Genomic DNA, 26022 nt, shown 5'->3' on the forward strand with positions numbered 1-26022 from the left:
GGCACGTGACACTGTTGGCGTAGTCGAACAGAACCTGACGACCATCGGAGTCCCCGTGTCGCTGCCACCCCTGGTCGAGCCCGCCGCCGAGCTCACCGTCGAAGAGGTCCGCCGGTACTCCCGCCACCTGATCATCCCCGACGTGGGCATGGACGGGCAGAAGCGGCTGAAGAACGCCAAGGTGCTGTGCGTCGGCGCCGGTGGCCTCGGGTCCCCGGCCCTGATGTACATGGCCGCCGCCGGTGTCGGCACGCTCGGCATCGTCGAGTTCGACACCGTCGACGAGTCGAACCTGCAGCGCCAGATCATCCACGGCCAGTCCGACATCGGCCGGTCCAAGGCGGAGTCCGCGCGCGACTCGGTCAAGGAGATCAACCCGCTGGTCGAGGTGGTCCTGCACGAGGAGCGCCTGGACAACGACAACGTGATGGAGATCTTCTCCGGCTACGACCTGATCGTCGACGGCACCGACAACTTCGCCACCCGGTACCTGGTGAACGACGCCGCGGTGCTGCTCGGCAAGCCGTACGTGTGGGGTTCGATCTACCGCTTCGACGGCCAGGCCAGCGTGTTCTGGGCCGAGCACGGCCCCTGCTACCGCTGCCTCTACCCGGAGGCCCCGCCGCCGGGCATGGTCCCGTCCTGCGCCGAGGGCGGCGTGCTGGGCGTGCTGTGCGCCTCGATCGGCTCGATCCAGGTCAACGAGGCCATCAAGCTGCTGGCCGGCATCGGCGAGCCGCTGGTCGGCCGACTGATGATCTACGACGCCCTGGAGATGCAGTACCGCTCGGTGAAGGTCCGCAAGGACCCGAACTGCGCCGTCTGCGGCGAGAACCCGACGGTCACCGAGCTGATCGACTACGAGTCCTTCTGCGGCGTCGTCTCGGAGGAGGCCTCCGCGGCCGCGGTCGGCTCCACGATCACCTCCAAGCAGCTCAAGGAGTGGATCGACAACGGCGAGGCGATCGACATCATCGACGTCCGCGAGGTCAACGAGTACGAGATCGTCTCGATCCCGGGCGCCCGCCTGATCCCGAAGAACGAGTTCCTGATGGGCAACGCCCTCCAGGACCTGCCGCAGGACAAGCGCATCGTGCTGCACTGCAAGACCGGCGTGCGCTCCGCCGAGGTCCTCGCGGTCCTCAAGTCCGCGGGCTTCGCGGACGCGGTGCACCTGGGCGGCGGCGTGATCGGCTGGGTCAACCAGATCGAGCCGGAGAAGCCCGTCTACTGACGGACGCGTGCGGCCGAGACCGCCCGGTCGGGGAGTCCCCCGGCCGGGCGGTCTCGTGCGTTCAGGGGGCGGTCAGGCCGGGCGGGCGGTCAGGCCGGGCGAGCGGTCAGGCCGAGCAGGGTGCCGGTGCGGTGCATCAGGTGGTCGAAGTACGCCGCCGGGTCGGTGGTGAATCGGCCGAGGGTGCCGAACACCTCCAGGGCGAGCGCGCCCAGCAGGTCGCTCCAGGCGGCCAGCGCGGAGACCACCAGGTGGTCGGGCGCGTCGGGGGGCATCCGGTCCAGCAGCGGGGCGAGCGCGGCCCGGGCCGCGGCGGGGACGGCCGGGTCGCCGAGCGGGCGGTAGGCGCCCGCGGCGGCGGCCTCCTGGAAGAGTCGGCCGATCAGCAGCGGCAGCCGCCTGCCGGGCCCGGTGGTGTCCTCGGGGGCGGTGTAGCCGGGCACGGGGGAGCCGTGGACCAGTGCGAACTCGTGCGGGTGGGCCACCGCCCAGCCGCGGACGGCCCGGCAGACGGCCAGCCAGCGGCCCGCGTGGTCGGTGCCGTCGAACGGGTCCGCGGCGGCGTCCGCGGCGTCGCCCAGTGCGTCGTAGGCGTCCGCGATCAGCGCGGTCAGCAGGGCGTCCCGGCCCGGGTAGTAGCGGTACAGCGCGGAGGCGGAGACCAGGCCCACCTCCTTGGCCAGCGTGCGCATGGAGAGCCCGGCGGGCCCGTGCTCGGCGAGCTGGCGGCGGGCGGCGTCCTTGATCTCGCGGGTGAACTCGGCGCGGACCCGCTCGCGGGGGGTGGGGGCCTTCGGCATGCCGGTCATCCTCCCAGCGGGCGAGAACGGGCGCAACATTCGGGTACGTCGTTCTCGGTCGAGAACACTGTTCTTGACAGTGGTCCGGCGGCTGCGCCAGGCTGGGGAGCGAGCGAGAACACCGTTCTCCCGGACTCCGAGCGGAGCGTTCCCCCATGAGCAAGCACCTGGTCGTCGGCGCCGGACCGGTCGGCTCCACCACCGCCCGGCTCCTCGCCGAGCGCGGCGAGGAGGTCGTGGTCGTCACCCGCACCGCCGCCGCCACCCACCCGCTCGACGGCGTCCGCCGCCTGCACCTGGACGCCGCCGACACCGACGCGCTCAGCGCCGCCGCGGCGGGCGCGGCCGCGGTCTACAACTGCGCCAACCCGCCCTACCACCGCTGGGCCGAGGTCTGGCCGCCGCTCGCCGCGTCCCTGCTGACCGCCGCCGAACGCACCGGCGCCGTGCTCGCCACCGTCTCCAACCTGTACGGCTACGGCGCGGTGGACGGCCCGATGCGCCCCGACAGCCCGCTGCGGCCCAACTCGGTGAAGGGCGGGGTCCGCGCCGCGATGTGGCGCGAGGCGCTGGCCGCGCACCGGGCCGGGCGCGTCCGGGCCACCGAGGTGCGCGGCTCCGACTACCTCGGCCCGGGCGTCACCGGCGTCTTCGACGGACGGGCCCTCGGCCGCGCGCTGGCCGGCCGCACCGTCCAGGTCATCGGCGACCCCGACGCCCCGCACAGCTGGACCGCCCCCGAGGACACCGCCCGGCTGCTGGTCACCGCCGCCACCGAGGGGCGCGCCTGGGGGTGCGCCTGGCACGTCCCCAGCAACCCGCCGCGCAGCCAGCGGCAGGTCGTCGCCGACCTCTGCGCGGTCGCGGGGCGGCCCGCCCCGAAGGTCACCGCGATCCCGCGGCCGGTGCTGGCCCTGCTCGGCCTGGTCAACCCGACCGTCCGGGCCGTCCGCGAGACGGCGTACCAGTTCGAGCGGCCCTTCGTCATCGACGACACCGCGACCCGGGAGGCGTTCGGGCTGGCGCCGGTGGAGTGGGAGCGGATCGTTGCGGACCTGCTGCCGTAGCGGAGGCCCCGACGGGGGCGCTCACTCAGAGGGCGTTCCTGCGCTGGAGGATGTTGTAGGCGATCCAGCCCGGGAGGACCGGGAGCCAGAAGGTGAGCAGGCGGTAGAGGAAGACGGCGGGGGTGGCGGCCGTGGCGGGGACGCCCGCGACGGTGAGGGCGGTGATCAGGGCGATCTCGACCGGGCCGATGCCGCCGGGGGTGGGGACGGCGGAGCCGGCCGCGTTGGCGGTGAGGAAGACCACCGCGACGGCCGCGTAGGTGACGTTGGCGCCGCCGCCGAAGGCGTGCACGGAGGCGTCCAGGCAGGCGGTGAAGGAGAGGGTCAGCAGGATGATGCCGCCGAAGCCGGTGACCAGCTTGCGGGGGGTCTGCATCAGGTCGAGCATCCGCGGGATGACGCCGAACAGCAGCGAGCGGACCCGGGTCACCACGAAGCGGCGCAGCGGGGCGACCGCGGCGACGACCAGGGCCAGGACGGCGGCGCTGAGCACGCCGATGATGACGGCCCGGGAGGCGCCGAGGTCGCCGTTGGTCTGCGAGCCGGTGATCAGGCCGAAGGCGAACAGCAGCAGCAGGTGGCCGCCGAGCCCGGCCAGCTGCGAGGCGCCGACCGAGGCGACGGCCTGGACCGGGCGGATGCCGGCCTTCTGCAGGTAGCGGGTGTTCAGGGCGATGCCGCCGACCGCGGCCGGGGCGACCAGCTTGACGAAGGAGCCGGCCAGCTGGGCGGCCACGGTGCGCCAGAACGGGAGCTTCTCCGGGACGAAGCCGGTCAGGCTCATCGCGGCGGCCACGTACGAGAACGCGGAGGCGGCCAGCGCGACCGAGGCCCACGCCCAGTTCATCTGGGAGACCTTGAACTGGTCGGGCCGGATCGTGGTCAGCGCCAGGTAGGCGGCGAAGGTGAGCGCCACCACCATGATCAGGGTCTTGGGCTTGAGGCGTTCCAGCTTGGCGGGGGCCAGCGGCGCCTCGGGGGCGATCTGCAGGATCTGCGCCCGGATCTTCGCGAGCAGGTCCTCGCCGGCCTGGGCGATGTCCTCCTCGGCCTGCTGCTGGGTGCGCTCGCCCGCGGCGACCTGCTTGAGGGCGAGGGCCTGGGCGGCGGCCTTGCGCTCCTTGGTCATCCGCTGGAGGTCGCCGCGGGTCTGCCGGCTCAGGCCGACGGGCTGCAGCAGCGGCAGCGCCTCGGCGACCCGGGTCGGGCCGAGGACGTCGGTGGCGACGGCCACCGCGCGCTCCGGGCCGACCCGCAGGGCGAAGGTGGTGAGCAGCTGGGCGACGTCGATGCGCAGCGTGAGGTCGCCCGCGGCGATGTCGCCGCCGGAGAGGTTGACCAGGCAGCCGGTGCGCTCGTCGACGGCCAGCAGGGACTCGCCGGTGAGGCGGCGGTGGGCGATCCGGCGCTCGTGCAGGGTGGAGACGGAACTCCAGAACGAGGCCATCACCGCGTCGGTGACCTCCTCGTCGGCGAGCTCGTCCAGCGTCCGCCCGGCCACGTTCTCGTAGACCAGGATCGCGGCGTCCGGGCCGAGCTCGGAGGTGGCGACCAGCTGCGGGGCGCGGGCCCCGGAGGCGGCCGCCGCGTACGCGATCAGGGCCTCCTGCTCCAGGGCCTGGCGCAGCGACTGGGGGCTGCGGCGGACGGCGACGGAGCGCAGCCGCAGGCGGCGCCAGGCGCGGTAGAAGAAGCCGGACGCCTGCTGCTCGCGGTCGATGATGTGGACGTCCAGCAGCGGGCCGGTCTGCTGGGTGACCAGGTAGCGGCGGGTGCCGCCGGGCGCGGCCGGGGCCAGGTGGGCGGCGGACGGGGCGAAGCCGACCTTGCGCAGGCCGATCATCAGGTGCTGCCCGGTGGGGCGGATGTTCGGCGAGCCGATCGCGTACAGCGTGCCGTACGCCACCGACCAGCCGATCAGGACGGTCAGCACCAGGGACAGCGGCGTGGTGTTGCCGTTGATCAGCTCGGCCGCCCCGGAGAGGATCACCACCACCCACAGGGCGACCCGCCAGCGCGGCCGGCTCGACATGCCGACCGCCGTCATGTAGGCGATGACGGGCGCCAGGTAGCCGTGCACCGGGTCGGTGAGCGTCTCCCCGCCGCCCGGCGGGAACTGGGTCAGCGCGTTGCGGATCTCCTCGGGGGCGCTGGCCGCGACCCACCAGTCGACGCCCAGCGAGACGCCGTACGCCAGCACCGAGGCGAGCACGCCGTCGGCGACCCGCAGGCCGTCGCGCTTGATCAGCCGCTCGACCGCGAAGGCCAGCGGCACGGTGAGCACCGCGATGGAGGAGACCAGCGCGGAGATCTTCGACAGCACGCCGGGGATCCGGTCGGCGTTGACCGTGATGTCCTTCTCGATGCCGGTGGTGGTGGAGACCGCCACCTGCGCCAGCACGAACACCAGGATGATCAGGAACAGGCCGCCCAGGAACTTCAGCAGGTCGGACGGGCGGTGCGCGCGCGGGGCGAGCAGCGGCTCGTCGACGGCCAGGTACTCGCCGGCCGGCTCCTCGGCGTCCGGCGCCGGCTCCTCGGCGTCCGGCGCCGGCTCCTCGGCGTCCGGCGCTGGCTCCCCGTCCGGCTCCGGCGGCCGCTCCGGTGCGTCCGGACGGTCCGGCCCGTCGTCCGACGGCAGCTGTGCGGCCACCGTTGCCTCCCCCGTGTGGTGCGCGTCCCGTCCCCGGTGGCGCAGGTCGACCGGACGCCCGGCGGAACCGTCGGTGGCGGGCTGCTCGGAGCCCTCGTCCACGTTCAATTCGGCCGTCCCGGTCGTCATGGTCTTCGTCCTCGTGCGTCGCACTGCCCCGAAGATGCTGCCATGCCCGCCACCCGGCTGCGGTCCAGGGGCGGCATCCCGCGCGCCGGGTCGCCCGCACGGGGTGCGGGAAATCGACCGGATGGGGAAGAATGCGGCGGATGACCGACCCCGAGGACGCCCCCGCGATCCCGCCGTACGCCGAGGCGGTGCTCGACCTCGCCGAACGCATCCCGCCCGGGAGGGTCATGACGTACGGCGACGTCGCCGAGTACCTGGGCCGCGGCGGCCCCCGGCAGGTCGGCCGGGTGATGGCGCTGTACGGGGCGCCGGTGCCCTGGTGGCGGGTGATCCGGGCGGACGGGCGGCCGCTGCCCGGCCACGAGCACCGCGCGCTGCCCGAGTACCGGGCCGAGGGCACCCCGCTGCGCACCGTCGGCGGCGAACCGCGGGTCGACCTGCGGGCCGCCCGCTGGGACGGGACGCCCTGAGCAGCGGGGGTGCGCCGGAGGGGTCTGTGGGTGCAGGATCGTAGGCTCGTCGTGGCGGGCCACCCCACGGCCCGCCGCTGAACCGCCGTACGACCCTGGACCGCAGTGACCTCACCGTTCCGCCTGGTGCGCAACCCCCTCGCCCAGCCCGACCCGCCGCAGCTGGACGCCTTCCAGCAGGCGGTCGTCGAGCACGCCTCGGGGCCGCTGCTGGTGCTCGCGGGCCCCGGGACGGGCAAGACCACCACCCTGGTCGAGGCGGTCGCCCGGCGGGTCGCCGACGGCACCGCGCCCGAGCGCGTCCTGGTGCTGACCTTCAGCCGCAAGGCCGCGATGGAGCTGCGCGACCGGATGACCGCCCGGATCGGCGCCACCGCCCCGCAGGCCACCACCTTCCACTCGTTCTGCTACGCCCTGCTGCGCGCCCACCAGCCGCCCGAGGAGTACGCCGAGCCGCTGCGCCTGCTCTCCGGCCCCGAGCAGGACGTGATGGTCCGCGAACTGCTCGCGGGCGGCGCCGAGGACGCGAAGGCGGGCGTCGGCACCATCGACTGGCCGCTGGACCTGCGGGCCTGCCTGACCACCCGCGGCTTCGCCGACGAGGTCCGCGCCGTGCTCGCCCGCAGCCGCGAGCTCGGCCTCGGCGAGCAGGAGCTGGAGCGCTTCGCGGCGGGCGTGCGGCGCCCCGACTGGGCCGCCGCTGCGCACTTCCTGGCCGCCTACCTGGACGTGCTGGACCTGCGCGGCGTTCTCGACTACGCCGAGCTGGTCCACCGCGCCGTGCTGCTCGCCGGGCGGCCCGAGGTCGCCGCCGAACTGCGCGCCCGCTACGACGCGGTGTTCGTCGACGAGTACCAGGACACCGATCCCGCCCAGGTCCGGCTGCTGCGCCACCTCGCCGGGGACGGGCGCGACCTGGTCGCCGTCGGCGACCCCGACCAGTCGATCTACGCCTTCCGCGGCGCCGACGTGAACGGCATCCTGGAGTTCCCCGACGCCTTCCGGCGCACCGACGGCCGCCCCGCCGAGGTCAAGGTGCTGCGCCGCTCCCGGCGCTCCGGCGCGGTGCTGCTGGCCGCCTCCCGCGAGCTGGCCCGCCGGATGCCGATGGGCCGGCTGCCCGCCGACAAGCTCGCCGCGCACCGCGCCCTGCTGCCCTCCCGGGAGGGCGGCGCCGTCGAGGTGTACACCTACCCGACGCCCGGCGCCGAGCTCGACTCGGTCGCCGACCTGCTGCGCCGCGCCCACCTGGAGGACGGCGTCCCCTGGGGCGAGATGGCGGTCCTGGTCCGGGCCGGGTCCCGGACGATACCGGCGGTGCGCCGCGCGCTGGCCGCCGCGGGCGTCCCGCTGGAGATCGACGGCGACGACCTGCCGCTGCGCGAGGAGGCCGCCGTCGTCCCGCTGCTGCTCGCCCTGCGGGTCTGCGCCGAGGGCCCCGGCGCGCTCACCGCCGACCTCGCGCGCACCCTGCTCACCGGACCGCTCGCCGCCCTCGACGGCTCCGACCTGCGCCGCCTGGGCCGCACCCTGCGCGAGGAGGAGCGCCGGGCGCTCGCCGCCGACGGCGCCCCCGGCGTGGTCCGCCCCGCCGAGGAGCTGGTCCGCGAGGCCCTGGACCACCCCGAACTGCTCGCCCTGCTGGACGCCCCCTACGCCCGCCGCGCGTACGAGCTCGGCGTGCTGCTGCGCAAGGTCCGCGAACTGCTGGCGGGCGGCGCGAGCGCCGAGGACGCGCTGTGGGAGCTGTGGGACGGCTCCCGGCGCTGGCGCGAGCGGCTGGAGCGGGCCGCCCTGCGCGGCGGCCCCGCCGGGCGCAACGCCGACCGGGACCTGGACGCGCTGTGCGCCCTGTTCGAGACCGCGGCCCGCGCCGAGGAGCGGGTCACCGGCCACCGCGGCGCCCTCGACCTGCTCGCCGAGGTCGAGGCCCAGGACATCGCCGCCGACACCCTGCACGTGCGCGCCGTGCGCCCCGACGCCGTCCGGCTGATGACCGCGCACCGCTCCAAGGGCCTGGAGTGGCGCCTGGTCGTCGTCGCCGGCGTCCAGGAGGGCCTCTGGCCCGACCTGCGCCGCCGCGGCTCGCTGCTGGAGGCCGACCGGATCGGCCGCGACGGCCTCGCCGAACCGCTCTCCCCGGCCGCGCTGCTCGCCGAGGAGCGGCGGCTGTTCTACGTCGCCGCGACGCGGGCCAAGGACCGGCTGGTGGTCACCGCCGTCAAGGCCCCCGCCGAGGACGGCGACGAGCCCTCCCGGTTCCTGCGCGAGCTCTACCGCGAGAGCGTCGACCCCCGCACCGGCAAGGTGCTGGAGCGCACCCCCCGGGTCAAGGTCGCCGACGTCACCTCCCGGCCGCGCCGCCCGCTGTCGGTGCCCGCGCTGGTCGCCGAACTGCGCGCCGTCACCGTCGACCCGACCCGCTCCCCGCAGCTGCGCCGGGCCGCCGCCGAACGCCTCGCCACCCTCGCCGCCGCCCTCGACGAGGACGGCCGCCCGCTCGTCCCCGCCGCCCACCCCGACCAGTGGTGGGGCCTGGACGACCCCACCGCCGCCCCGCAGCCGCTGCGCGAGCCCGAGCAGCCCGTGCGGCTCTCCGGCAGCGGCCTGGAGCAGCTGGAGTCCTGCGCGCTCCAGTGGTTCCTGGAGAAGGACGTCAGGGCGGGCGGCACCGCCTCCGCCGCCCAGGGCTTCGGCAACGTGGTGCACGCCCTCGCCGACGAGGTCGGCTCCGGCCGCACCCCCGCCGACCTGGCCGTCCTGATGGAGCGCCTGGACACCGTCTGGGACGCCCTCGCCTTCGACGCGCCGTGGAAGTCCACCCAGGAGAAGGGCGAGGCCCGCGCCGCCCTGGAGCGCTTCCTGCGCTGGCACGTGCTGGAGCGCGAGCGCACCACCGTCGCCACCGAGCACGGCTTCGACCTGACCCTGGACGTCGGCGGCGTCGCGGTGCGCATCCGCGGCTCGATGGACCGGGTCGAGGCCGACGCCGCGGGCCGGGCGTACGTCGTCGACTTCAAGACCGGCAAGCAGGTGCCGAGCGACAAGTCGCTGCCCGACCACCGTCAGCTCGCCGTCTACCAGCTGGCGGTGAGCCGCGGCGCGCTCGACGCGCTGCCCGGCTTCGAGCACGGCGCCACCCCCGGCGGCGCCGAACTGGTGCACCTGCGCGAACCGGACAGGAAGGACCCGGAGGCTCCCAAGGTGCAGCGGCAGCTGCCCGAGGAGAGCACCCCCTGGATCGAGGACCTGCTGGTGGAGACCGCCGGGAAGGTGCTCGCCGAGAAGTTCACCCCCACCGCGGGCGAGCGCTGCGGGCGCTGCGCCTTCCGCGGCAGCTGCTCCGCGCAGCGGGACGGCCGGCATGTCGTCGACTGAGCCGCTCCGGCACCCGGCCCAGCTCCGCGAACTGCTCGGGATCCCGTTCAACGACGAGCAGTTGGCGGCGATCGGCGCGCCCATGGAACCCGGCGTGATCGTGGCCGGCGCGGGCTCCGGCAAGACCACCGTGATGGCCGCCCGGGTGGTCTGGCTGGTCGGCTCCGGCGCGGTGCGCCCCGAGCAGGTGCTCGGCCTGACCTTCACCAACAAGGCGGCCGGGGAGCTCTCCGAACGCGTCCGGGCCGCCCTGCTGCGCGCCGGGGCCCGCGAGGAGGACGAGGACGCCCTCGGCGAACCGCAGATCTCCACCTACCACGCCTTCGCCGGGACACTGCTCAAGGAGCACGGCCTGCGCCTGGGCATCGAACCCGACGTCCGGCTGCTCGCCGACGCCACCCGCTTCCAGCTCGCCGCCCGCGTCCTGCGCCAGGCCCGCGGCCCCTTCCCGGCGCTCACCGGCACCTTCTCCGCGCTGGTCGCCGAGATCGTCGCGCTGGACTCCGAACTCGCCGAGCACCTGGTCGAACCCGCGCAGCTGCGGGCGTACGACGAGGAACTGCTCGACCGGCTGGCCACCGTCAAGCTCACCAACGACGACCTGCGGGCCGTCCCGAAGGCCGCCCGCGGCCGCCAGGAGCTGCTGCGCCTGGTCGAGGACTACCGGGCCCGCAAGCAGAAGCTCGGCCTGCTCGACTTCGGCGACCAGATCGCCGCCTCCGCCCGGCTCGCCACCCGGCGCCCCGAGGTCGGCGAGCTGCTGCGCGCGCAGTACCGGGTGGTGCTGCTGGACGAGTACCAGGACACCTCCGTCGCCCAACGCCTCATGCTGGCGGGCCTGTTCGGCGGCGAGCGGGGCGCCGGGCACCCGGTCACCGCGGTCGGCGACCCCTGCCAGGCGATCTACGGCTGGCGCGGCGCCTCGGTCGCCAACCTGGACGACTTCCCCCGGCACTTCCCGCGCGCCGACGGCAGCGGGGCGCACCGCTTCGCGCTCAGCGAGAACCGCCGCAGCGGCGGCCGCCTGCTCGACTTCGCCAACCGGCTCGCCGCCCCGCTGCGCGCCATGCACGAGGGCGTGGAGGCGCTGCGGCCCGCCCCCGGTGCCGAGCGCGACGGCTACGCCCGCGTCGCGCTGCTGCCCACCCACGCCGAGGAGGTCGACTGGCTGGCCGACTCGGTCGCCCACCTGGTGCGCACCGGCACCGCGCCCGGCCGGATCGCCGTGCTCTGCCGGGCCGGCAGCTCCTTCGCCGACCTGCACGCCGCGCTGGTCGCCCGGCAGGTCCCGGTCGAGGTGGTCGGCCTCGGCGGGCTGCTGCAACTCCCCGAGGTAGCCGACCTGGTGGCGGTCTGCGAGGTGCTGCAGGACCCGACCGCGAACGCCGCCCTGGTCCGGCTGCTGATCGGCCCGCGCTGGCGCACCGGCCCGCGCGACCTGGCGCTGCTCGGCCGCCGCGCCGCCGAACTCGTCCGCACCGCCCGCCCCGGCGAGCAGGACGCCCTGGCCGCCGCCGTCGCCGAGACCGACCCGACCGAGGTGGTCTCGCTGGCCGACGCGCTGGAGACCTTCGTCGACGCCGAGCAGCCCGACGACCTGCCGTTCTCGCCCGAGGCGCGGGTCCGCTTCGCCCGCTTCGCCCGGGAGATCCGCGAGCTGCGCCGGGCGCTGGCCGAGCCGCTGATGGACGTCCTGCACCGGGTGCTGACCGTCACCGGCCTGGAGGTCGAACTCTCCGCCTCCCCGCTGGCGCTGGCCGCCCGCCGCCGCGAGACCCTGCACTCCTTCCTGGACATCGCCGCCTCCTTCGCCGACCTGGACGGCGACCCCGGCCTGGCCGCGTTCCTGGCCTTCCTGCGCGCCGCCCAGGAGTACGAGCGCGGCCTGGACGCCGGGCTGCCCGGCGGCGAGGACACCGTCAAGGTGCTCACCGCGCACAAGTCCAAGGGCCTGGAGTGGGACGTGGTCGCCGTCCCCGGCCTGGTCAAGGGCGGCTTCCCGTCCGGCCAGGGGCGCGAGCGCTGGACGTCCACCCGCCGGGTGCTGCCGCACGCCCTGCGCGGCGACGCCGCCACGCTGCCCGCCGACCCGGCCTGGAACGCCAAGGGCATGGGCGCGTTCAAGAAGGAGACGGCGCAGCACGGCGAGGTGGAGGAACTGCGGCTCGGCTACGTCGCCTTCACCCGGCCGCGCTCGCTGCTGCTGGCCTCCGGGCACTGGTGGGGGCCGTCCCAGAAGCGCCGCCGCGGGCCGTCGGAGTTCCTGCGGCAGCTGCGCGAGCACTGCGAGCGGCCCGGCGACGGCGAGGTCGAGCACTGGGCCGAGGAGCCCGCGGCGGACGCGCAGAACCCGGCGTTCGACGTCTCGGTGGAGACCCCCTGGCCGCTGCCGCTGGACGGGGCCGCGCAGCACGCCCGCCGCCGGGTCGCCCGGGTGGTGCGGCAGCGGATCGCCGGGGCCCCCGCGCCCGCGGCCGAGCCGATGGGCGTCGAGGACCAGCGGCTGCTGGCCTCCTGGGACCGCGACCTGACCGCCCTGCTGGGCGAGTTGGAGCGCTCCCGGCGGGCCGTCCGGGACGTCGAGCTGCCCGCTTCGCTGTCCGCCTCCCAGCTGATGCGGCTGGCCGCCGACCCCGACGGCTTCGCCCGCGACCTGGCCCGCCCGATGCCCCGCCCGCCCGCGCCCGCCGCCCGCCGCGGCACCCGCTTCCACGCCTGGGTGCAGTCCCGCTACGACCAGCCGCTGCTGCTCGGCCCGGACGCGCTGCCCGGCCTGGACGCCGAGGAGATCGAGGACGAGCGCGACCTGGAGCGGCTCAAGGAGGCGTTCCTGCACGGCCCCTACGCCCGCCGCACCCCGCACCGGGTCGAGGCGCCCTTCCAACTGGTGCTCGCGGGGCGGGTGGTGCGCGGCCGGATCGACGCGGTCTACCGGGACGCCGACCGTGGCACTGGGTCACCGCGGTACGAGGTGGTGGACTGGAAGACCGGCCGGGAGGAGAGCGGCGACCCGCTGCAACTCGCCATCTACCGGCTGGCCTGGGCCGAGCAGGTCGGCGCCCCGCCGGAGGAGGTCGCCGCCTCGTTCTGCTACGTGCGCTCCGGGCGGGTCGAAACGCCGTCAGGACTTCCCGGCCGAAAAGAGTTGAGCGATCTTCTGATCGGGAATAGGTAGAAAAGAGTCACTCAGAGCACCCAACCCGTCACGAGATCACGCGAAACCTGTGCGCCCTGCACGTTTCGTGCCTATTGTGGGGTCGGTAACCGGTCATCCCTCGTACTCCGGCCGCCGTCAGGGCCTCCCGACCCCCTGACCTCCCGTCAGACCCGCAGGTGCCGAGCAGCACCCGCACCTTCCGCTGGAGAGACCGACGTTGAGCGCGACCGGATGGATCAGGGACGTCCTCCACGGCCCCACCCCAGGCCCGGTACCGGGCACCGTCACCGGCACCTGGCCCAAGACCTCGCACGCCCTGCCGCTGGTCGGCATGGTGCTGATCCTCTCGCTGGACCTGCTGGCCGACAGCCAGGTCACCGTCGAGCCCGCCCTGACCGCCGTCCCCGCCCTCGCCGCCGTGGTCTCCCGCCGGACGTGGTACCCGCTGCTGATCGGCGCCCTCGCCGAGGTCTGCGCCTTCGGCATGGCCTGGTACCACGGCCTCCTCGGCCAGTCCGTGCACGCCGCCACCGTCGCCGCGATCGTCCTGATCGCGGGCATCGGCCACCTCAGCGCCACCCTCCGGCTGCGGCAGGAACTCGCCCTCGCCGAGGCCCAGTTGGTCGCCGAGATCGCCCGCCGGGTGCTGCTGCGCCCCGTCCCCGAGCGGGTCGGCCCGGTCCGCGCCGCCGTCCGCTACGCCGCCGCCGCGGCCCACGCCTCCATCGGCGGCGACCTGTACGAGGTCGTCCACACCCGCTACGGCGTGCGGGCCGTGATGGGCGACGTCCGCGGCAAGGGCCTGGCCGCGGTGGAGACCGCCGCCGCCGTGCTCGGCGCGTTCCGCGAGGCCGCGCACCAGGAGGCCGCCCTCGACAAGGTGGCCGGCTGGCTCGCCGTCAGCCTGGACCGGGCCCTGCACGAGAACGAGCACCCCGGCGTCGAGGAGGAGTTCGTCACCCTGGTGCTGGTCGGCGTCCGCCCCGACGGCGCCCTGGAGATCGCCAACTGCGGCCACCCCGCGCCCGTCCTGCTCCGCGGCGACGCCCCGCCGCGGCTGCTCGCCGCCGACGAGACCGTCCCCCCGCTGGGCGTGCTGGACCCGGCGGACGTCCGGCCCCCGCTCCAGGTGCTCGACGTGGAGCCCGGCGACCGGATCCTGCTCTACACCGACGGCGTCATCGAGGCCCGCGACCGCTCCGGCGCCTTCTACCCGCTCACCGACCGCCTCCCGCTGCTCGCCGACGACGGCCCCGGCGACGTGCTCCAGCGCCTGCACGACGACGTGGTCCGCCACGTCGGCCACCGGCTCGGCGACGACGCGGCGATGCTGCTGCTCCAGTTCGACCCGGTCGCGCTGCCCGCGCAGGGCGTGTACTGGGGCGCCCGGGGCACGGCGGCCTGACGGCGCCCCGGCCCGGTCACATCTCGACGTCCACCACCAGCGGCCGGTGGTCCGACACCCCCGTGCGGGGCGCCGACACCGAGCCGACGGAGCTGCGCGGGACGCCGATGCCCAGGATGTGGTCGAACTGCACGGCCGGGCGGTGCGAGGGGTACGTGGGGGTGCGGGCCAGGTCGTACCAGCCCTGCAGCCGGGTGCGCCGGGCGGTGCGGACGCGCTCGCGCCGCGCGGTGCGCTGGATCGCGTGCGCCGAGCCGAGCACCGTGCGGGGCACCGCGCCGATCAGGTTGAAGTCGCCGAGCACCAGGTAGGGCTGCGGCAGGTCGGCGATCCAGCGCCGGACCGCGGCGAGCTGGGCGACGTTCCACCCCGGCACGAAGGACAGGTGCGCGGCCACCACCGTGAACTCCCCGCCCGGCCCGGCCAGCACCGCGGCCAGCGCCGCCCGCGGCTCGTCCGGGACGGGCGTCAGCCCGCGCCGCCCGGCCACCCGCAGCGGCAGGCCGAAGGGCGCGGGCGCGAACCGGCGGGCCCGCCAGTGCAGCACCGGCAGCCGGGTGAGCAGCGCGGTCCCGTACGAGGGCCGGGAGTCGTCCAGGTCGGTCGGCCCGTAGACGGTCAGGCCGGGCCGGTCGGGGTCGGTGACCCAGCCCGCGCCGGGGGCGGGGACGCCGTGCAGCGCGGCGGCGAAGCGCCAGTCGGCGGCGCCGGTGGCCTTCGCGGCGACGGCGGCCTGGTCGGTGCGGCCGGAGCGGTCCTGGTACCGGTCGACCTCCTGGAGGGCGAGCACGTCGGCGTCGAGCGAGGCGACGGCGTCGGCCAGCGGCCCGCCCGGGTCGGCGGGGTAGGGCGCCGGGCTGCCGTCGGGGGCCAGCGGCCGGCCGTGCAGCAGGTTGTACGTGGCGATCCGCAGTGTGGTCACGCCGTCGACCGTACCGGGCCGGTGCGAACGGGCGGGGGCGGTTCGGGCGGGGAGGGCTTGAGCGGGGGCGGCTTGAGCGGGGAGGGCCTGAGCGGGGAGGGCCTGAGCGGGGAGGGCTTGAGCAGGGGGGCGGCTTGAGCAGGGGGGCGGCTTGAGCGGAGGGCCGCATACCCGGTATACATACTCGGTATGTCGATCCGTCACGGCCTGCTGGCCCTCCTCGACCAGGGCCCGCGCTACGGCTACCAGCTGAGAACCGAGTTCGAGGCCCGTACGGGGGCGACCTGGCCGCTGAACGTCGGCCAGGTCTACACCACGCTGGGCCGCCTGGAGCGCGACGGCCTGGTCGAGGCCGCGGGCGAGGACGACGAGGGCCACCAGTTCTACGCCGTCACCGACGAGGGACGCGTCGAACTGCGCCGCTGGTTCGACACCCCGGTGCCGCGCACCAACCCGCCCCGCGACGAACTCGCGATCAAGCTCGCGATGGCGGTCGCCATCCCCGGCGTCGACGTCGCCGCGGTGGTGCACGGCCAGCGCCGGCACAGCATGCAGGCGCTCCAGGACTACACCCGGCTCAAGGGCCGCGCGCTGGCCGCCGACACCGGCTCCGGCGGCGACCTGGCCTGGCTGCTGGTGCTGGAGCAGCTGATCTTCCAGACCGAGGCGGAGATCCGCTGGCTGGACCACTGCGAGTCCCGGCTCGCCCAGCACGCCGAACGCACCGCCACCGCCGAGCCGTCCGAACCCGCCGCCGCGCCGCCCGCCCGACGCGCCGTCAAGAGCCGCGACCGCGGCCGCACCTGAACCTCCTGGGGGAGCGATGACCGAACAACTCAAGCCGGCCGACCCCGTCCTGCACCTCGACCGGGTCAGCCGCACGCACGGCCACGGCGCGGCCGAGGTGCACGCGCTGCGCGCCGTCGACCTGCGGGTCCACCCCGGCGAACTGGTCGCCGTGATGGGGCCCTCCGGCTCCGGCAAGTCCACCCTGCTGACCCTCGCGGGCGGCCTGGACAGCCCCACCGACGGCCGGGTGATCGTCGAGGGCACCGTCCTCGGCGACCTCGACCGCAAGAAGCTGGCCGCCGTCCGCCGCCGCTCGGTCGGCTACGTCTTCCAGGACTACAACCTGATACCGGCGCTCACCGCCGCCGAGAACATCGCCCTGCCCCGCGAGCTGGACGGCACCTCCGCCCGGGCCGCCCGCCGCGAGGCGCTCGCCGCGCTGGAGGAGCTCAACATCGGCGAACTCGCCGACCGCTTCCCCGACGACATGTCCGGCGGCCAGCAGCAGCGCGTCGCCATCGCCCGCGCCCTGATCGGCGACCGCCGCCTGGTGCTCGCCGACGAACCCACCGGCGCCCTGGACTCCACCACCGGCGAGTCCGTGCTCGCCGTGCTGCGCGCCCGCTGCGACGCCGGGGCCGCCGCCATGATGGTCACCCACGAGGCCCGGCACGCCGCCTGGGCGGACCGGGTGGTCTTCCTGCGCGACGGCCTGCTGGTCGACGAGACCGCCCGCCAGGACGCCGGGAGCCTGCTCGTCACCGCCGCCACCAACGCCCGCAAGGACGGCGACCGGTGAAGCCGAGCGCCTGGCGCGCCGCCCTCCGGATCGCCCGCCGCGACGCCGCCCGCGCCAAGGGCCGCAGCGCCCTCGTCCTGGCGATGATCGCCCTGCCGGTGCTCGGCGTCGCCGGAGTGGACGTGATCGCCCGCAGCACCCAGCTGGAACCGGCCGAACAGGCCGCCCGGACGATGGGCACCGCCCAGGCCTCCGTCACCTCCACCACGCCCGGCGGCACCGTCCTGCAGAGCCCCGACGGCCGGGAGAGCACCTCCAAGGTGCCCGAGCAGGGCGCGGCGAAGACCCCCGCCCAGCAGCGCAGCGCCGCGACCGACCCCGCGCAGCTGCTCACCGAACTGCTCCCCGGCGCGGTGCTGGTGCCGACCGGGCAGTACAAGAGCACCACGACCACCACCGCCGAGGGCCGGATGACGACCAGCGTCGACGAGGTCGACCTGACCGACCCGGTGTGGCGCGGCAAGCTCGACGTGGTCGAGGGCAGCGCCCCCACCCGACCCGACCAGCTCGCCGCCACCCGGAAGTTCCTGGACCGCTCCGGCCTGCGGATCGGCGACCGCACCGCCTTCCGCGGACTGGACTCCCGGCCCTACACCATCACCGGCGTCGTCGAGGACCCCGCGGACCTCGGCCAGACCGTGCTGTACGGCCGCCCCGGCGCGGTGTTCGCCCCGCTGGCCCAGGCCGACCCGGCCTCCGCCGACAGCGGGCAGATGAACTGGACGACCTGGCTGGTCAAGCTGCCCGCCGACGGCCGGATCGACTGGCCGAAGGTCAAGGAGCTCAACGAGTACGGCTTCTCGGTGGCCTCCCGGGCCGTCCTGCTGCACCCGCCGGCCCGCAGCGAGGTCCCCTTCTACGCGGAGCAGGACAGGTACTCCTCCGGCTACGTCAACAAGAGCGTGCTGGCCGTCGCCGCCCTGGTGCCCGGCATGGCCCTGCTGGAGATCGTGCTGCTCGCCGGGCCCGCGTTCGCGGTCGGCGCCCGCCGCTCGCGCCGCCAGCTCGGCCTGCTCGCGGCGGGCGGCGGCGACCGCTCGCACGTGCGGGCCGTGGTGCTGGCGGGCGGCGCGGTGCTCGGCACCGGCGGCGCCGTGCTCGGCCTGCTCGGCGGCACCGGCCTGGTCGCGCTGCTGCGCGGCCCCCTGGAGGAGTACGGCGGGCAGCGCTTCGGCCACTTCGACGTGCAGCCCCTCGACCTGCTCGCCGTCGCCCTGGTCGGCCTGGTCACCGGCCTGCTCGCGGCCGTCGTCCCCGCCGTCCAGGCCTCCCGGCAGGACGTGGTCGAGGCGCTCACCGGCCGCGGCGGCAGCAAGCCCGCCAACCGGATCGTCGCCGTCCTCGGCGCCGTGATGGTGGCCGGCGGCACCGGGCTGGCCCTGCTCTGCGCGGTCACCAACACCGCCCCCGTACCCGGCCTGCTCGGCGGCTCGGTGATCGCCGAACTCGGCATGCTGCTGTGCACCCCGCTGCTGATCGGCCTGTTCGGCCGGCTCGGCCGCCACCTGCCGCTCAGCCCGCGGCTCGCGCTGCGCGACTCGGTGCGCAACCGCGGCCGCACCGCCCCCGCCGTGGCCGCCGTGATGGCCGCCGTCGCGGGCGCCGTCGCGGTCGGCATCTACCACGCCAGCGACGTCGAGCAGCAGCGCCGGGACTACCGGCCCAGCCTGCCCGCGGGCGCGGTCGCCCTGCTGCAGGGCGGCCGCGGGGAGGGCGACGCGGCCCGCTACGCCACCCTGCGCGACACCGTCGAGAAGGACCTCGGCAAGCTCGGCGAGCGCGCCGACGTGCTGGGCCCGACCGCCACCCCCGGAGCCTGCACGACCGGCTACGCCTGCGGGTACGTCCGCGCGCTGATGGCGCCGGAGAAGCGCTGCCCGGCCGACGACGCGATCACCGACGAGGAGCGCCGGGCGGCGACGGGGGACCCCCGGTGCGTCGCCATGCGGAGCCTGCCCGACGAGCTGACCAGCATGTTCGGCGACGTCCTGGTCGGCGACCCGGCACTGCTGCACAACCTGCTCGACCTGCACGACCCGGCCGCCGAACAGGCCCTGGCCGCGGGCAAGGCCCTGGTGCTCCGCCACGACCGGGTGACCGGCGGCAAGGTCACCCTGCGGGCCGAGGAGGAGCCGACCAAGGCCCAGATCGACGCGGGCGACTACCGGGGCACCACCCGGGACGTCGACGTGGCGGCCGTCGAGGTGGACGCGCCGCTCCCGTTCGCCACCGTCGTGATGAGCCGGGAGGCCGCGCAGCGGGCCGGACTGGGCGTGCGCTCCCTGGGCTCGCTGTGGCGACCCGCCGCGGCGCCCTCGGACGGCAAGGTCCAGAAGACCAGCGACCACCTCGGCAAGCTCGACGACACCGTCTACCTGGACGTCGAACGGGGCTTCCAGGCCGAGCGGAGCGTCAAGATGGTCGGCCTGACCGCCTTCGCCGCCCTGGTCGCCCTCGGCGCGGCCGGCATCGCCACCGGCCTGGCCGCCGCCGACTCCCAGCAGGACCTGGCCACGCTGGCCGCGGTCGGCGCCTCCGGCGGCATCCGGCGACGGCTGTCCGGCTTCCAGTGCGGGGTGATCGCCGCGATGGGATCGGTGCTCGGCCTGCTCTGCGGGACCGTCCCGGCGGTCGCGCTGCGCCTGCTGGAGGCCCGCAACACGCAGGTCTGGGTCAACGGCACGCCGGTCGGGCACGAGGACGCGGTCATCGCCGTCCCCTGGGCCGACCTGGCCGCCCTGCTGGTCGGCCTGCCGGTGGTGGCGGTCCTGCTGGCCGCGCTGCTCACCCGCTCCCGGGTCGGGCTGACCCGCCGGGCCGGCTGACCCGCCACCGCGGCGGGAGCGGTTCGCCGGGGGAGCGGTTCGAGGGGGAGCGGTTCGAGGGGGAGCGGTTCGAGGGGGAGCGGGGCGCGGCGGGTGACCGTGCTCACGGCCGGGGGAGGCCGTGGGCACGCACCCACCCGGGCGAACTAAAGTCGTCCGTATGACGAAAACGCCGGACAGCGCCGTCCGCTCCTTCATCGACCAGCACGAGGACGCCTTCCTGGCCGACCTCGCCGACTGGCTGCGCATCCCCTCGGTCTCCGCCGACCCGGGCCGGGCGGGCGAGGTCCGCCGCTCCGCCGAGTGGCTGGCCGACAAGCTGCGCGCGACCGGCTTCCCGGTGGCCGAGGTGTGGGAGACGGACGGGCTGCCCGCGGTGTTCGCCGAGTGGCCCTCCGGCGACGAGGGCGCGCCGACCGTGCTGGTCTACGGCCACCACGACGTGCAGCCCGCCGCCCGCGAGGACGGCTGGGACACCGACCCGTTCGAGCCCACCGTGGTCGGCCGCCGGCTGTACGCGCGCGGCGCCGCCGACGACAAGGGCCAGGTCTTCTTCCACACCCTGGGCCTGCGCGCCCACCTCGCCGCCACCGGCCGCACCGCGCCCGCCGTCAACCTCAAGCTGCTGGTCGAGGGCGAGGAGGAGTCCGGCTCGCCGAACTTCGCCGCCCTGGTCCGCCGCGAGGCCGGGCGGCTGGCCGCCGACGTGGTGATCATCTCCGACACCGGCATGTGGTCCGAGACCACCCCGACCGTGTGCACCGGCATGCGCGGCCTGGCCGACTGCCAGATCGACCTGTACGGCCCGGACAACGACATCCACTCCGGCTCCTTCGGCGGCGCCGTCCCCAACCCGGCCGACGCGGCCGCCGCCCTGGTCGCGGGCCTGCACGACGCCGACCGCCGGGTCGCCGTCCCCGGCTTCTACGACGGCGTGGTCGAACTCACCGACGAGGAGCGGGCGCTCTTCGCCGAACTGCCCTTCGACGAGGCGCAGTGGCTGAAGGTCGCCAAGTCGTACGGCACCCAGGGCGAGGCCGGCTACACCACCCTGGAGCGGGTCTGGGCCCGGCCGACCGCGGAGGTCAACGGCATCTGGGGCGGCTACACCGGCCCCGGCGGCAAGACCATCGTCCCCGCCGAGGCGCACCTGAAGCTGTCCTTCCGGCTGGTCGCGGGTCAGGAGGTGGAGAAGGTCCGGGAGTCGGTGGCCGCCTGGGTTTCCGCGCAGGTCCCGGCGGGCATCCGGTACGAGATCGTCTTCCCCGGCGCGACCCGCCCCTGCCTGACGCCGCTGGACCACCCCGCCCTCCGGTCCACCGTCCGCGCGATGGAGCGGGCCTTCGAGCAGAAGGTCCTGTTCACCCGCGAGGGGGGCTCCGGCCCGGCCGCCGACCTGCAGGACGTGCTGGGGGCGCCGGTGCTGTTCCTGGGCATCTCGGTACCCTCGGACGGCTGGCACTCGATCAACGAGAAGGTGGAGCTCGACCTGCTGCGCAAGGGCGTCGAGACCTCCGCCCACCTGTGGGGAGACCTCGCGGAGAACTTCCGGCGATGACCGTTCCTCATTGCCACCACAGCCGCATCGAACGCGAAAGCGAACGGGGATGGACGAGTTGAGCAGCGCACCCGACACCAAGCACCTCGCGCTGGCCCGCGCCGGGGTGGACCGGGCGGCGCACCGCCGGCTGGACGAGCCGTGGCTGGCCGCGGCCTGGAGCCACCCCACCACCCGGGTGCTGCCGATCGCCGGGGGCGAGGCCTTCGTGGTGGACACCGCCACCGGCAGCGAACTGGTGCTGCTGCCCTCCTTCGAGGCCCCCGAGACCGGCCACCGGTACTTCCTGGGCACCGACGAGGACGGCATCCACTACTTCGCGCTGGACTGCGAGTCGCTGCCCGGCCGGCTCGACGGCGACGCCCGCCCGGCCGGCCTGCGCGAGGTCGGCGGCACGCTCAGCGTCCGGGACGCCGGGCTGCTGGTGCACGCCGTCGCGCTGGAGCACTGGCACCGGCTGCACTCGTTCTGCTCCCGCTGCGGCCACCCCACCGAGAAGGCCGGGGCCGGCCACCTGCGCCGCTGCACCTCCTGCGCGGCCGAGCACTACCCGCGCACCGACCCCGCGGTGATCATGCTGATCACCGACGGCGAGGACCGCTGCCTGCTGGGCCGCCAGGCGCTCTGGCCGGAGGGCCGCTGGTCCACGCTGGCCGGATTCGTCGAGCCCGGCGAGTCCATCGAGCAGACCGTCGTCCGCGAGGTGTGGGAGGAGGCGGGCGTCCGGGTCGGCGAGGTCGAGTACGTGGCCAGCCAGCCCTGGCCGTTCCCGTCCAGCCTGATGCTCGGCTTCTTCGGCCGGGCGCTGCCCGACGGCACCGGGATCACCGTGGACGGCGAGGAGATCTCCGAGGCCCGCTGGTTCAGCCGGGAGGAGATGCGGGCCGGGATGGCCGCGGGGGAGATCCTGCCGCCGTCCGGCATCTCGATCGCCCGGCACCTGGTCGAACTCTGGTACGGCGAACCGCTCCCGGCGGCCACCCGCTGGTGACCGACCGCCGGTGACCGCCCCACGACGGGGGCGCGCGTAGGTGTTCCGCGCGCCCCCGTCGTGCGTCGGCCGGTCGGCGGGTCGCGGACGGCCGCGGGGGCCGGGCGGGGCCCGGGGAGCGGCCGGGAGGCGGCGGCGGGGTTTCCCGTGCCCCGAACCCGGGCCGGGTTGGCGGATTCCGCTGAAACCCCGCGAACCCACTGGCTACATTCGCTCGCGTGACGATCCACCGCGGCGGCACCGCCCACCAGCCCAAGTACCAGCGGCTCGCCACCGACCTGCGCCGCCGCATCGAGTCCGGCGAGTGGACGGGCGGCGGCCGGCTCCCGGTCGAGACCGAACTGGAGGGGCAGTACGGCGTCGCCCGCAACACCGTCCGGCTCGCCGTGGACGTGCTGGTCAACGAGGGCCGGGTGGTGCGCGTCCAGGGCAAGGGCACCTACCTGCGCGAGCCCTCCCGGCACGACCACCGGGTGCACTCCCGCCCGCCCCGCCCCGCCCGCCGCGGGCCGCTCACCCCCAGCGCCGAGGTGTACGCCGCCGAGGCCGAGGCCGCCGGGCGGCAGCTCACCGTCGACTTCCAGGTCGCCGCCGTCCGGGCCCGCCACGACATCGCCGCCTGGCTCGGACTGCGCCCCGAGGAGACCGTCATGATGCGCCGTCAGCTCTGCCGGGTCGACCAGGAGCCGTACGCCATCGAGGAGAGCCACTACCGGGCCGGGCTGGCCGCCGGGACGCCGCTCATGCAGGACCAGCCGGTGCCCGGCGGCGACGAGCGGATACTGGCGCAGCTCGGCCGGACCGAGACCGCCGCCACCGACCACCTGACCGCCCGGATGCCCGACCCGGCCGAGGCCGCCTGGTTCGGCCTCGGCCCCGGCGTGCCGCTGCTGGTCAACACCCGGATCAGCAGCGACCGGCGCGGCCCGATCCGGGTGGTGGAGACCCGCTACGCCGCCGACCGGGCCCGGCTGCTCTACGAGCTCGGCGACGGCGCCCCGGCGCCCGACTGAACCGGGCGGTCGGCCGTCCCCGGGCCGACCGTCCCCGGGCTGACCGGGCCCTTCCGGCCGACCGGGCCCTCCCGACCGGCCGCGGGCCGGTCAGACCAGCGCGGACTGGACCTGGCGCAGGCTCGGGTTGGTCATCACGCTCTGCTCGCCGGAGGCGGAGACCACCACGACCGTCGGAACCGTCTGGTTGCCGTCGTTGACCGACTCCACGTACGAGGCCGAGGCCGGGTCCTGCTCGATGTTGATCTCGGTGTAGGCGATGCCCTCGCGGTCCAGCTGGCCCTTGAGGCGGTTGCAGTAGCCGCACCAGGTCGTGCTGTACATCGTGACGGTGCCGGACATGGCGAGGTGCTCCTTCGGTCGACGGACGGTGGCCGGGCGGCCGCCCGGTGCAACGTCCGGCGGCCCGGGCCCATTCCGGGACGGGTGTTGGTGTGACGATCCGACCATCACAGGCCGCCTGTGGACAAGCCCGTCCGAACTGTCCGGAGCGCCTGCGAGGATGGAGGGCATGCAGGAAGACCTCCTCGGGTTCGACGACCCGCACGCGCAGTACGGCCACGCCCCCGTCGGAGCGGACGCGGTGCTGGCCGGGCTGGATCCCGAGCAGCGCGCCGTGGCCACCGCCCTGCACGGCCCGGTCTGCGTGCTGGCCGGGGCCGGCACCGGCAAGACCCGCGCGATCACCCACCGGATCGCCTACGGCGTGCGCAGCGGCGTCTACCACCCCGCCCAGGTCCTCGCCGTGACCTTCACCGCCCGCGCGGCCGGCGAGATGCGCGGCCGCCTGCGCCAGCTCGGCGCGGACGGCGTGCAGGCCCGCACCTTCCACTCCGCCGCGCTGCGCCAGCTCCAGTACTTCTGGCCGCGCGCCGTCGGCGGCGAACTGCCCCGGCTGCTGGAGCGCAAGGTCCAGCTGGTCGCCGAGGCGGCCGGCCGCAGCGGCCTGCGCGTCCAGCGCACCGAACTGCGCGACCTGACGGCCGAGATCGAGTGGGCCAAGGTCACCCAGGTCGTCGCCGACGACTACCCGGCCGCCCTGGCCAAGTCCGGCCGCGAGGCCCCGCGCGACCCGGCGGAGATCGCCCGGGTCTACGCCGCCTACGAGGCCGCCAAGCAGCAGCGCAACGTGATCGACTTCGAGGACGTGCTGCTGCTCACCTCGGCGATCCTGGAGGAGCGCCCGGAGATCGCCGAGCGGGTCCGCTCCCAGTACCGGCACTTCACCGTCGACGAGTACCAGGACGTCTCCCCGCTCCAGCAGCGCCTGCTGGAGCAGTGGACGGGCGGCGACGGCGGCGCCAGCCTCTGCGTCGTCGGCGACGCCAGCCAGACCATCTACTCCTTCACCGGCGCCACCCCCGACCACCTGCTGAACTTCCGGCACCGGCACCCCGAGGCCACCGTGGTCAAGCTGGTCCGGGACTACCGCTCCACCCCGCAGGTGGTCCACCTGGCCAACGGGCTGCTCTCGCAGGCCCGCGGCCAGGCCGCCCAGCACCGGCTGGAGCTGGTCTCCCAGCGCGAGGCGGGCCCCGAGCCGGTCTACCGCGAGTACCCGGACGAGCCGACCGAGGCCGAGTCCACCGCCCGCCTGATCCGCGACCTGCTCGGCACCGGCGTGCGGGCCAGCGAGGTCGCCGTGCTGTTCCGCACCAACAGCCAGTCCGAGGTGTACGAGCAGGCCCTCGCCGACCTCGGCATCGCCTACCAGCTCAAGGGCGCCGAGCGGTTCTTCGAGCGCCCCGAGGTCCGCGAGGCCGGCGTCCTGCTCAAGGGCGCCGCCCGGGCCGCCGACGACCCGCTGACCTCCGGTGCGCCCGACCTCGCCGCCCAGGTCCGCGCCGTGCTGGCCACCCGCGGCTTCGCGCCCACCCCGCCGGCCGGCTCCGGCGCCGTCCGCGAGCGCTGGGAGTCGCTGAACGCGCTGGTCCGGCTCGCCGAGGAGTTCGAGGCCGCCCGCACCGCCGCGGGCGAGAGCGCCGACCTCGCCGCCTACGTCGCCGAGCTGGACGCCCGGGCCGCCGCCCAGCACGCCCCCGCCGTCGAGGGCGTCACGCTGGCCTCGCTGCACGCCGCCAAGGGCCTGGAGTGGGACGCGGTCTTCCTGGTCGGCCTGAGCGAGGGCACGCTGCCGATCATCTACGCCAAGACCGACGAGCAGGTCGAGGAGGAGCGCCGCCTGCTGTACGTCGGCGTCACCCGGGCCCGCCGCTTCCTCACCCTCTCCTGGTCGCTCTCCCGCTCCCCGGGCGGCCGCGCCTCCCGCAAGCCCACCCGCTTCCTGGACGGGCTGCGGCCCGGCTCCGGCAGCTCCGGCGCGCGCACCCGCGGCGGGCGCGGGGGCGTCGAGCCGGGCGCGGAGCGCTCCGCCGCGCGCCGGGCGCGCGGCCCGGTCAAGTGCCGGGTCTGCGAGCGGACCCTGACCGACGCCGTCGAGCGCAAGCTCCGCCGCTGCGAGGGCTGCCCGTCCACGATGGACGAGGCGCTGTACGAGCGGCTGCGCGAGTGGCGCTCGGTCAAGGCCAAGGAGCAGGGCGCCCCGGCCTACGTGGTGTTCACCGACGCCACCCTGACGGCCATCGCGGAGGACGTGCCGGGCAGCCTCGCCGAGCTGTCCCGGATCTCCGGGGTGGGCGCCATGAAGCTGGACAAGTACGGCTCCGACGTGCTGTTGTTGTGTGCGGGGGAGAGTCCGGAGCCGGTGGGGGAGACCGACCGGGAGCCGGAGCCCGCCCCGTCCGAGGGCGAAGCCGAGATCCAGGCTGAGAACGAGGCCGAGAACTCGCCGGAAAAATAGTTTGCGCGCCGCGTGTACGGCGCAATAGCCTG

The 26022-nt window shown here is 75.4% G+C and carries 17 protein-coding genes; 13 read left to right on the top strand and 4 right to left on the bottom strand.

Annotation, left to right across the window (positions count from 1 at the left end; genetic code table 11):
• The first annotated feature begins 55 nt into the window (after nt 1–55).
• Nucleotides 56–1234 (top strand): adenylyltransferase/sulfurtransferase MoeZ, encoded by a 1179-nt coding sequence (gene moeZ / locus OO57_RS07160; RefSeq protein WP_033251452.1) that lies wholly within the window; start codon nt 56–58, stop codon nt 1232–1234.
• 89 nt (nt 1235–1323) lie between these two features.
• Here moeZ and OO57_RS07165 read toward each other — a convergent pair whose 3' ends face one another.
• Nucleotides 1324–2034 (bottom strand): TetR/AcrR family transcriptional regulator, encoded by a 711-nt coding sequence (locus OO57_RS07165; protein ID WP_033251453.1) that lies wholly within the window; start codon nt 2032–2034, stop codon nt 1324–1326.
• 155 nt (nt 2035–2189) lie between these two features.
• Between OO57_RS07165 and OO57_RS07170 the strand changes: the two genes are divergently transcribed.
• Entirely contained in the window at nt 2190–3101 is a 912-nt protein-coding gene (locus OO57_RS07170) for an NAD-dependent epimerase/dehydratase family protein (RefSeq protein WP_033251454.1), read from the top strand.
• 25 nt (nt 3102–3126) lie between these two features.
• Here the strand turns inward: OO57_RS07170 and OO57_RS07175 are convergent, their stop codons facing one another.
• Nucleotides 3127–5883, bottom strand: coding sequence for a lysylphosphatidylglycerol synthase transmembrane domain-containing protein (locus OO57_RS07175; RefSeq protein WP_234337246.1), 2757 nt, complete (start codon nt 5881–5883; stop codon nt 3127–3129).
• 131 nt (nt 5884–6014) lie between these two features.
• Here OO57_RS07175 and OO57_RS07180 point away from each other — a divergent pair, with 131 nt between their 5' ends.
• The 4 genes from OO57_RS07180 to OO57_RS07195 all read left to right on the top strand — a co-directional run bounded on the left by OO57_RS07180 (nt 6015) and on the right by OO57_RS07195 (nt 14293).
• Nucleotides 6015–6353, top strand: coding sequence for an MGMT family protein (locus OO57_RS07180; protein WP_033251455.1), 339 nt, complete (start codon nt 6015–6017; stop codon nt 6351–6353).
• 105 nt (nt 6354–6458) lie between these two features.
• Complete coding sequence (locus OO57_RS07185; protein WP_051776793.1) at nt 6459–9731, top strand: ATP-dependent helicase; 3273 nt, start codon at nt 6459–6461, stop codon at nt 9729–9731.
• Nucleotides 9718–12906, top strand: coding sequence for an ATP-dependent DNA helicase (locus OO57_RS07190; protein WP_033251456.1), 3189 nt, complete (start codon nt 9718–9720; stop codon nt 12904–12906). Before OO57_RS07185 ends, OO57_RS07190 begins: the two co-directional genes overlap by 14 nt.
• A gap of 199 nt (nt 12907–13105) precedes the next feature.
• Nucleotides 13106–14293 (top strand): PP2C family protein-serine/threonine phosphatase, encoded by a 1188-nt coding sequence (locus OO57_RS07195; protein ID WP_051776795.1) that lies wholly within the window; start codon nt 13106–13108, stop codon nt 14291–14293.
• A gap of 16 nt (nt 14294–14309) precedes the next feature.
• Here OO57_RS07195 and OO57_RS07200 read toward each other — a convergent pair whose 3' ends face one another.
• Complete coding sequence (locus OO57_RS07200) at nt 14310–15215, bottom strand: endonuclease/exonuclease/phosphatase family protein (protein ID WP_199811219.1); 906 nt, start codon at nt 15213–15215, stop codon at nt 14310–14312.
• Nucleotides 15216–15404: 189 nt separating this feature from the next.
• Here OO57_RS07200 and OO57_RS07205 point away from each other — a divergent pair, with 189 nt between their 5' ends.
• The 6 genes from OO57_RS07205 (at nt 15405) to OO57_RS07230 (ending at nt 23190) form a co-directional block, all read left to right on the top strand.
• Nucleotides 15405–16022 (top strand): PadR family transcriptional regulator, encoded by a 618-nt coding sequence (locus tag OO57_RS07205; protein WP_033251457.1) that lies wholly within the window; start codon nt 15405–15407, stop codon nt 16020–16022.
• A gap of 16 nt (nt 16023–16038) precedes the next feature.
• Nucleotides 16039–16803, top strand: a complete 765-nt coding sequence (locus OO57_RS07210; RefSeq protein WP_033251458.1) for an ABC transporter ATP-binding protein — start codon at nt 16039–16041, stop codon at nt 16801–16803.
• Nucleotides 16800–19628: an FtsX-like permease family protein gene (locus tag OO57_RS07215; RefSeq protein ID WP_033251459.1), complete on the top strand. Its 2829-nt coding sequence runs from the start codon at nt 16800–16802 to the stop codon at nt 19626–19628. The genes OO57_RS07210 and OO57_RS07215 overlap by 4 nt, the downstream gene beginning before the upstream one ends.
• Before the next feature lie 160 nt (nt 19629–19788).
• Entirely contained in the window at nt 19789–21186 is a 1398-nt protein-coding gene (locus OO57_RS07220; RefSeq protein WP_033251460.1) for a dipeptidase, read from the top strand.
• A gap of 49 nt (nt 21187–21235) precedes the next feature.
• Nucleotides 21236–22177 (top strand): NAD(+) diphosphatase, encoded by a 942-nt coding sequence (gene nudC, locus OO57_RS07225; RefSeq protein WP_033251461.1) that lies wholly within the window; start codon nt 21236–21238, stop codon nt 22175–22177.
• A gap of 218 nt (nt 22178–22395) precedes the next feature.
• Nucleotides 22396–23190, top strand: a complete 795-nt coding sequence (locus OO57_RS07230; protein WP_033251462.1) for a GntR family transcriptional regulator — start codon at nt 22396–22398, stop codon at nt 23188–23190.
• Between the two features lie 90 nt (nt 23191–23280).
• On the opposite strand, the gene OO57_RS07235 is transcribed toward OO57_RS07230, so the two are convergent.
• Complete coding sequence (locus tag OO57_RS07235) at nt 23281–23532, bottom strand: mycoredoxin (RefSeq protein WP_033251463.1); 252 nt, start codon at nt 23530–23532, stop codon at nt 23281–23283.
• Between the two features lie 169 nt (nt 23533–23701).
• On the opposite strand from OO57_RS07235, the gene OO57_RS07240 reads away from it, so the two are divergent.
• On the top strand, nt 23702–25990 hold the full coding sequence (locus OO57_RS07240; protein ID WP_081973510.1) for an ATP-dependent DNA helicase UvrD2: 2289 nt from the start codon (nt 23702–23704) through the stop codon (nt 25988–25990).
• The last annotated feature ends 32 nt before the right edge of the window (nt 25991–26022 follow it).

This window comes from Kitasatospora phosalacinea, assembly GCF_000717185.1.
GTDB classification, from domain to species: Bacteria; Actinomycetota; Actinomycetes; order Streptomycetales; family Streptomycetaceae; genus Kitasatospora; species Kitasatospora phosalacinea_A.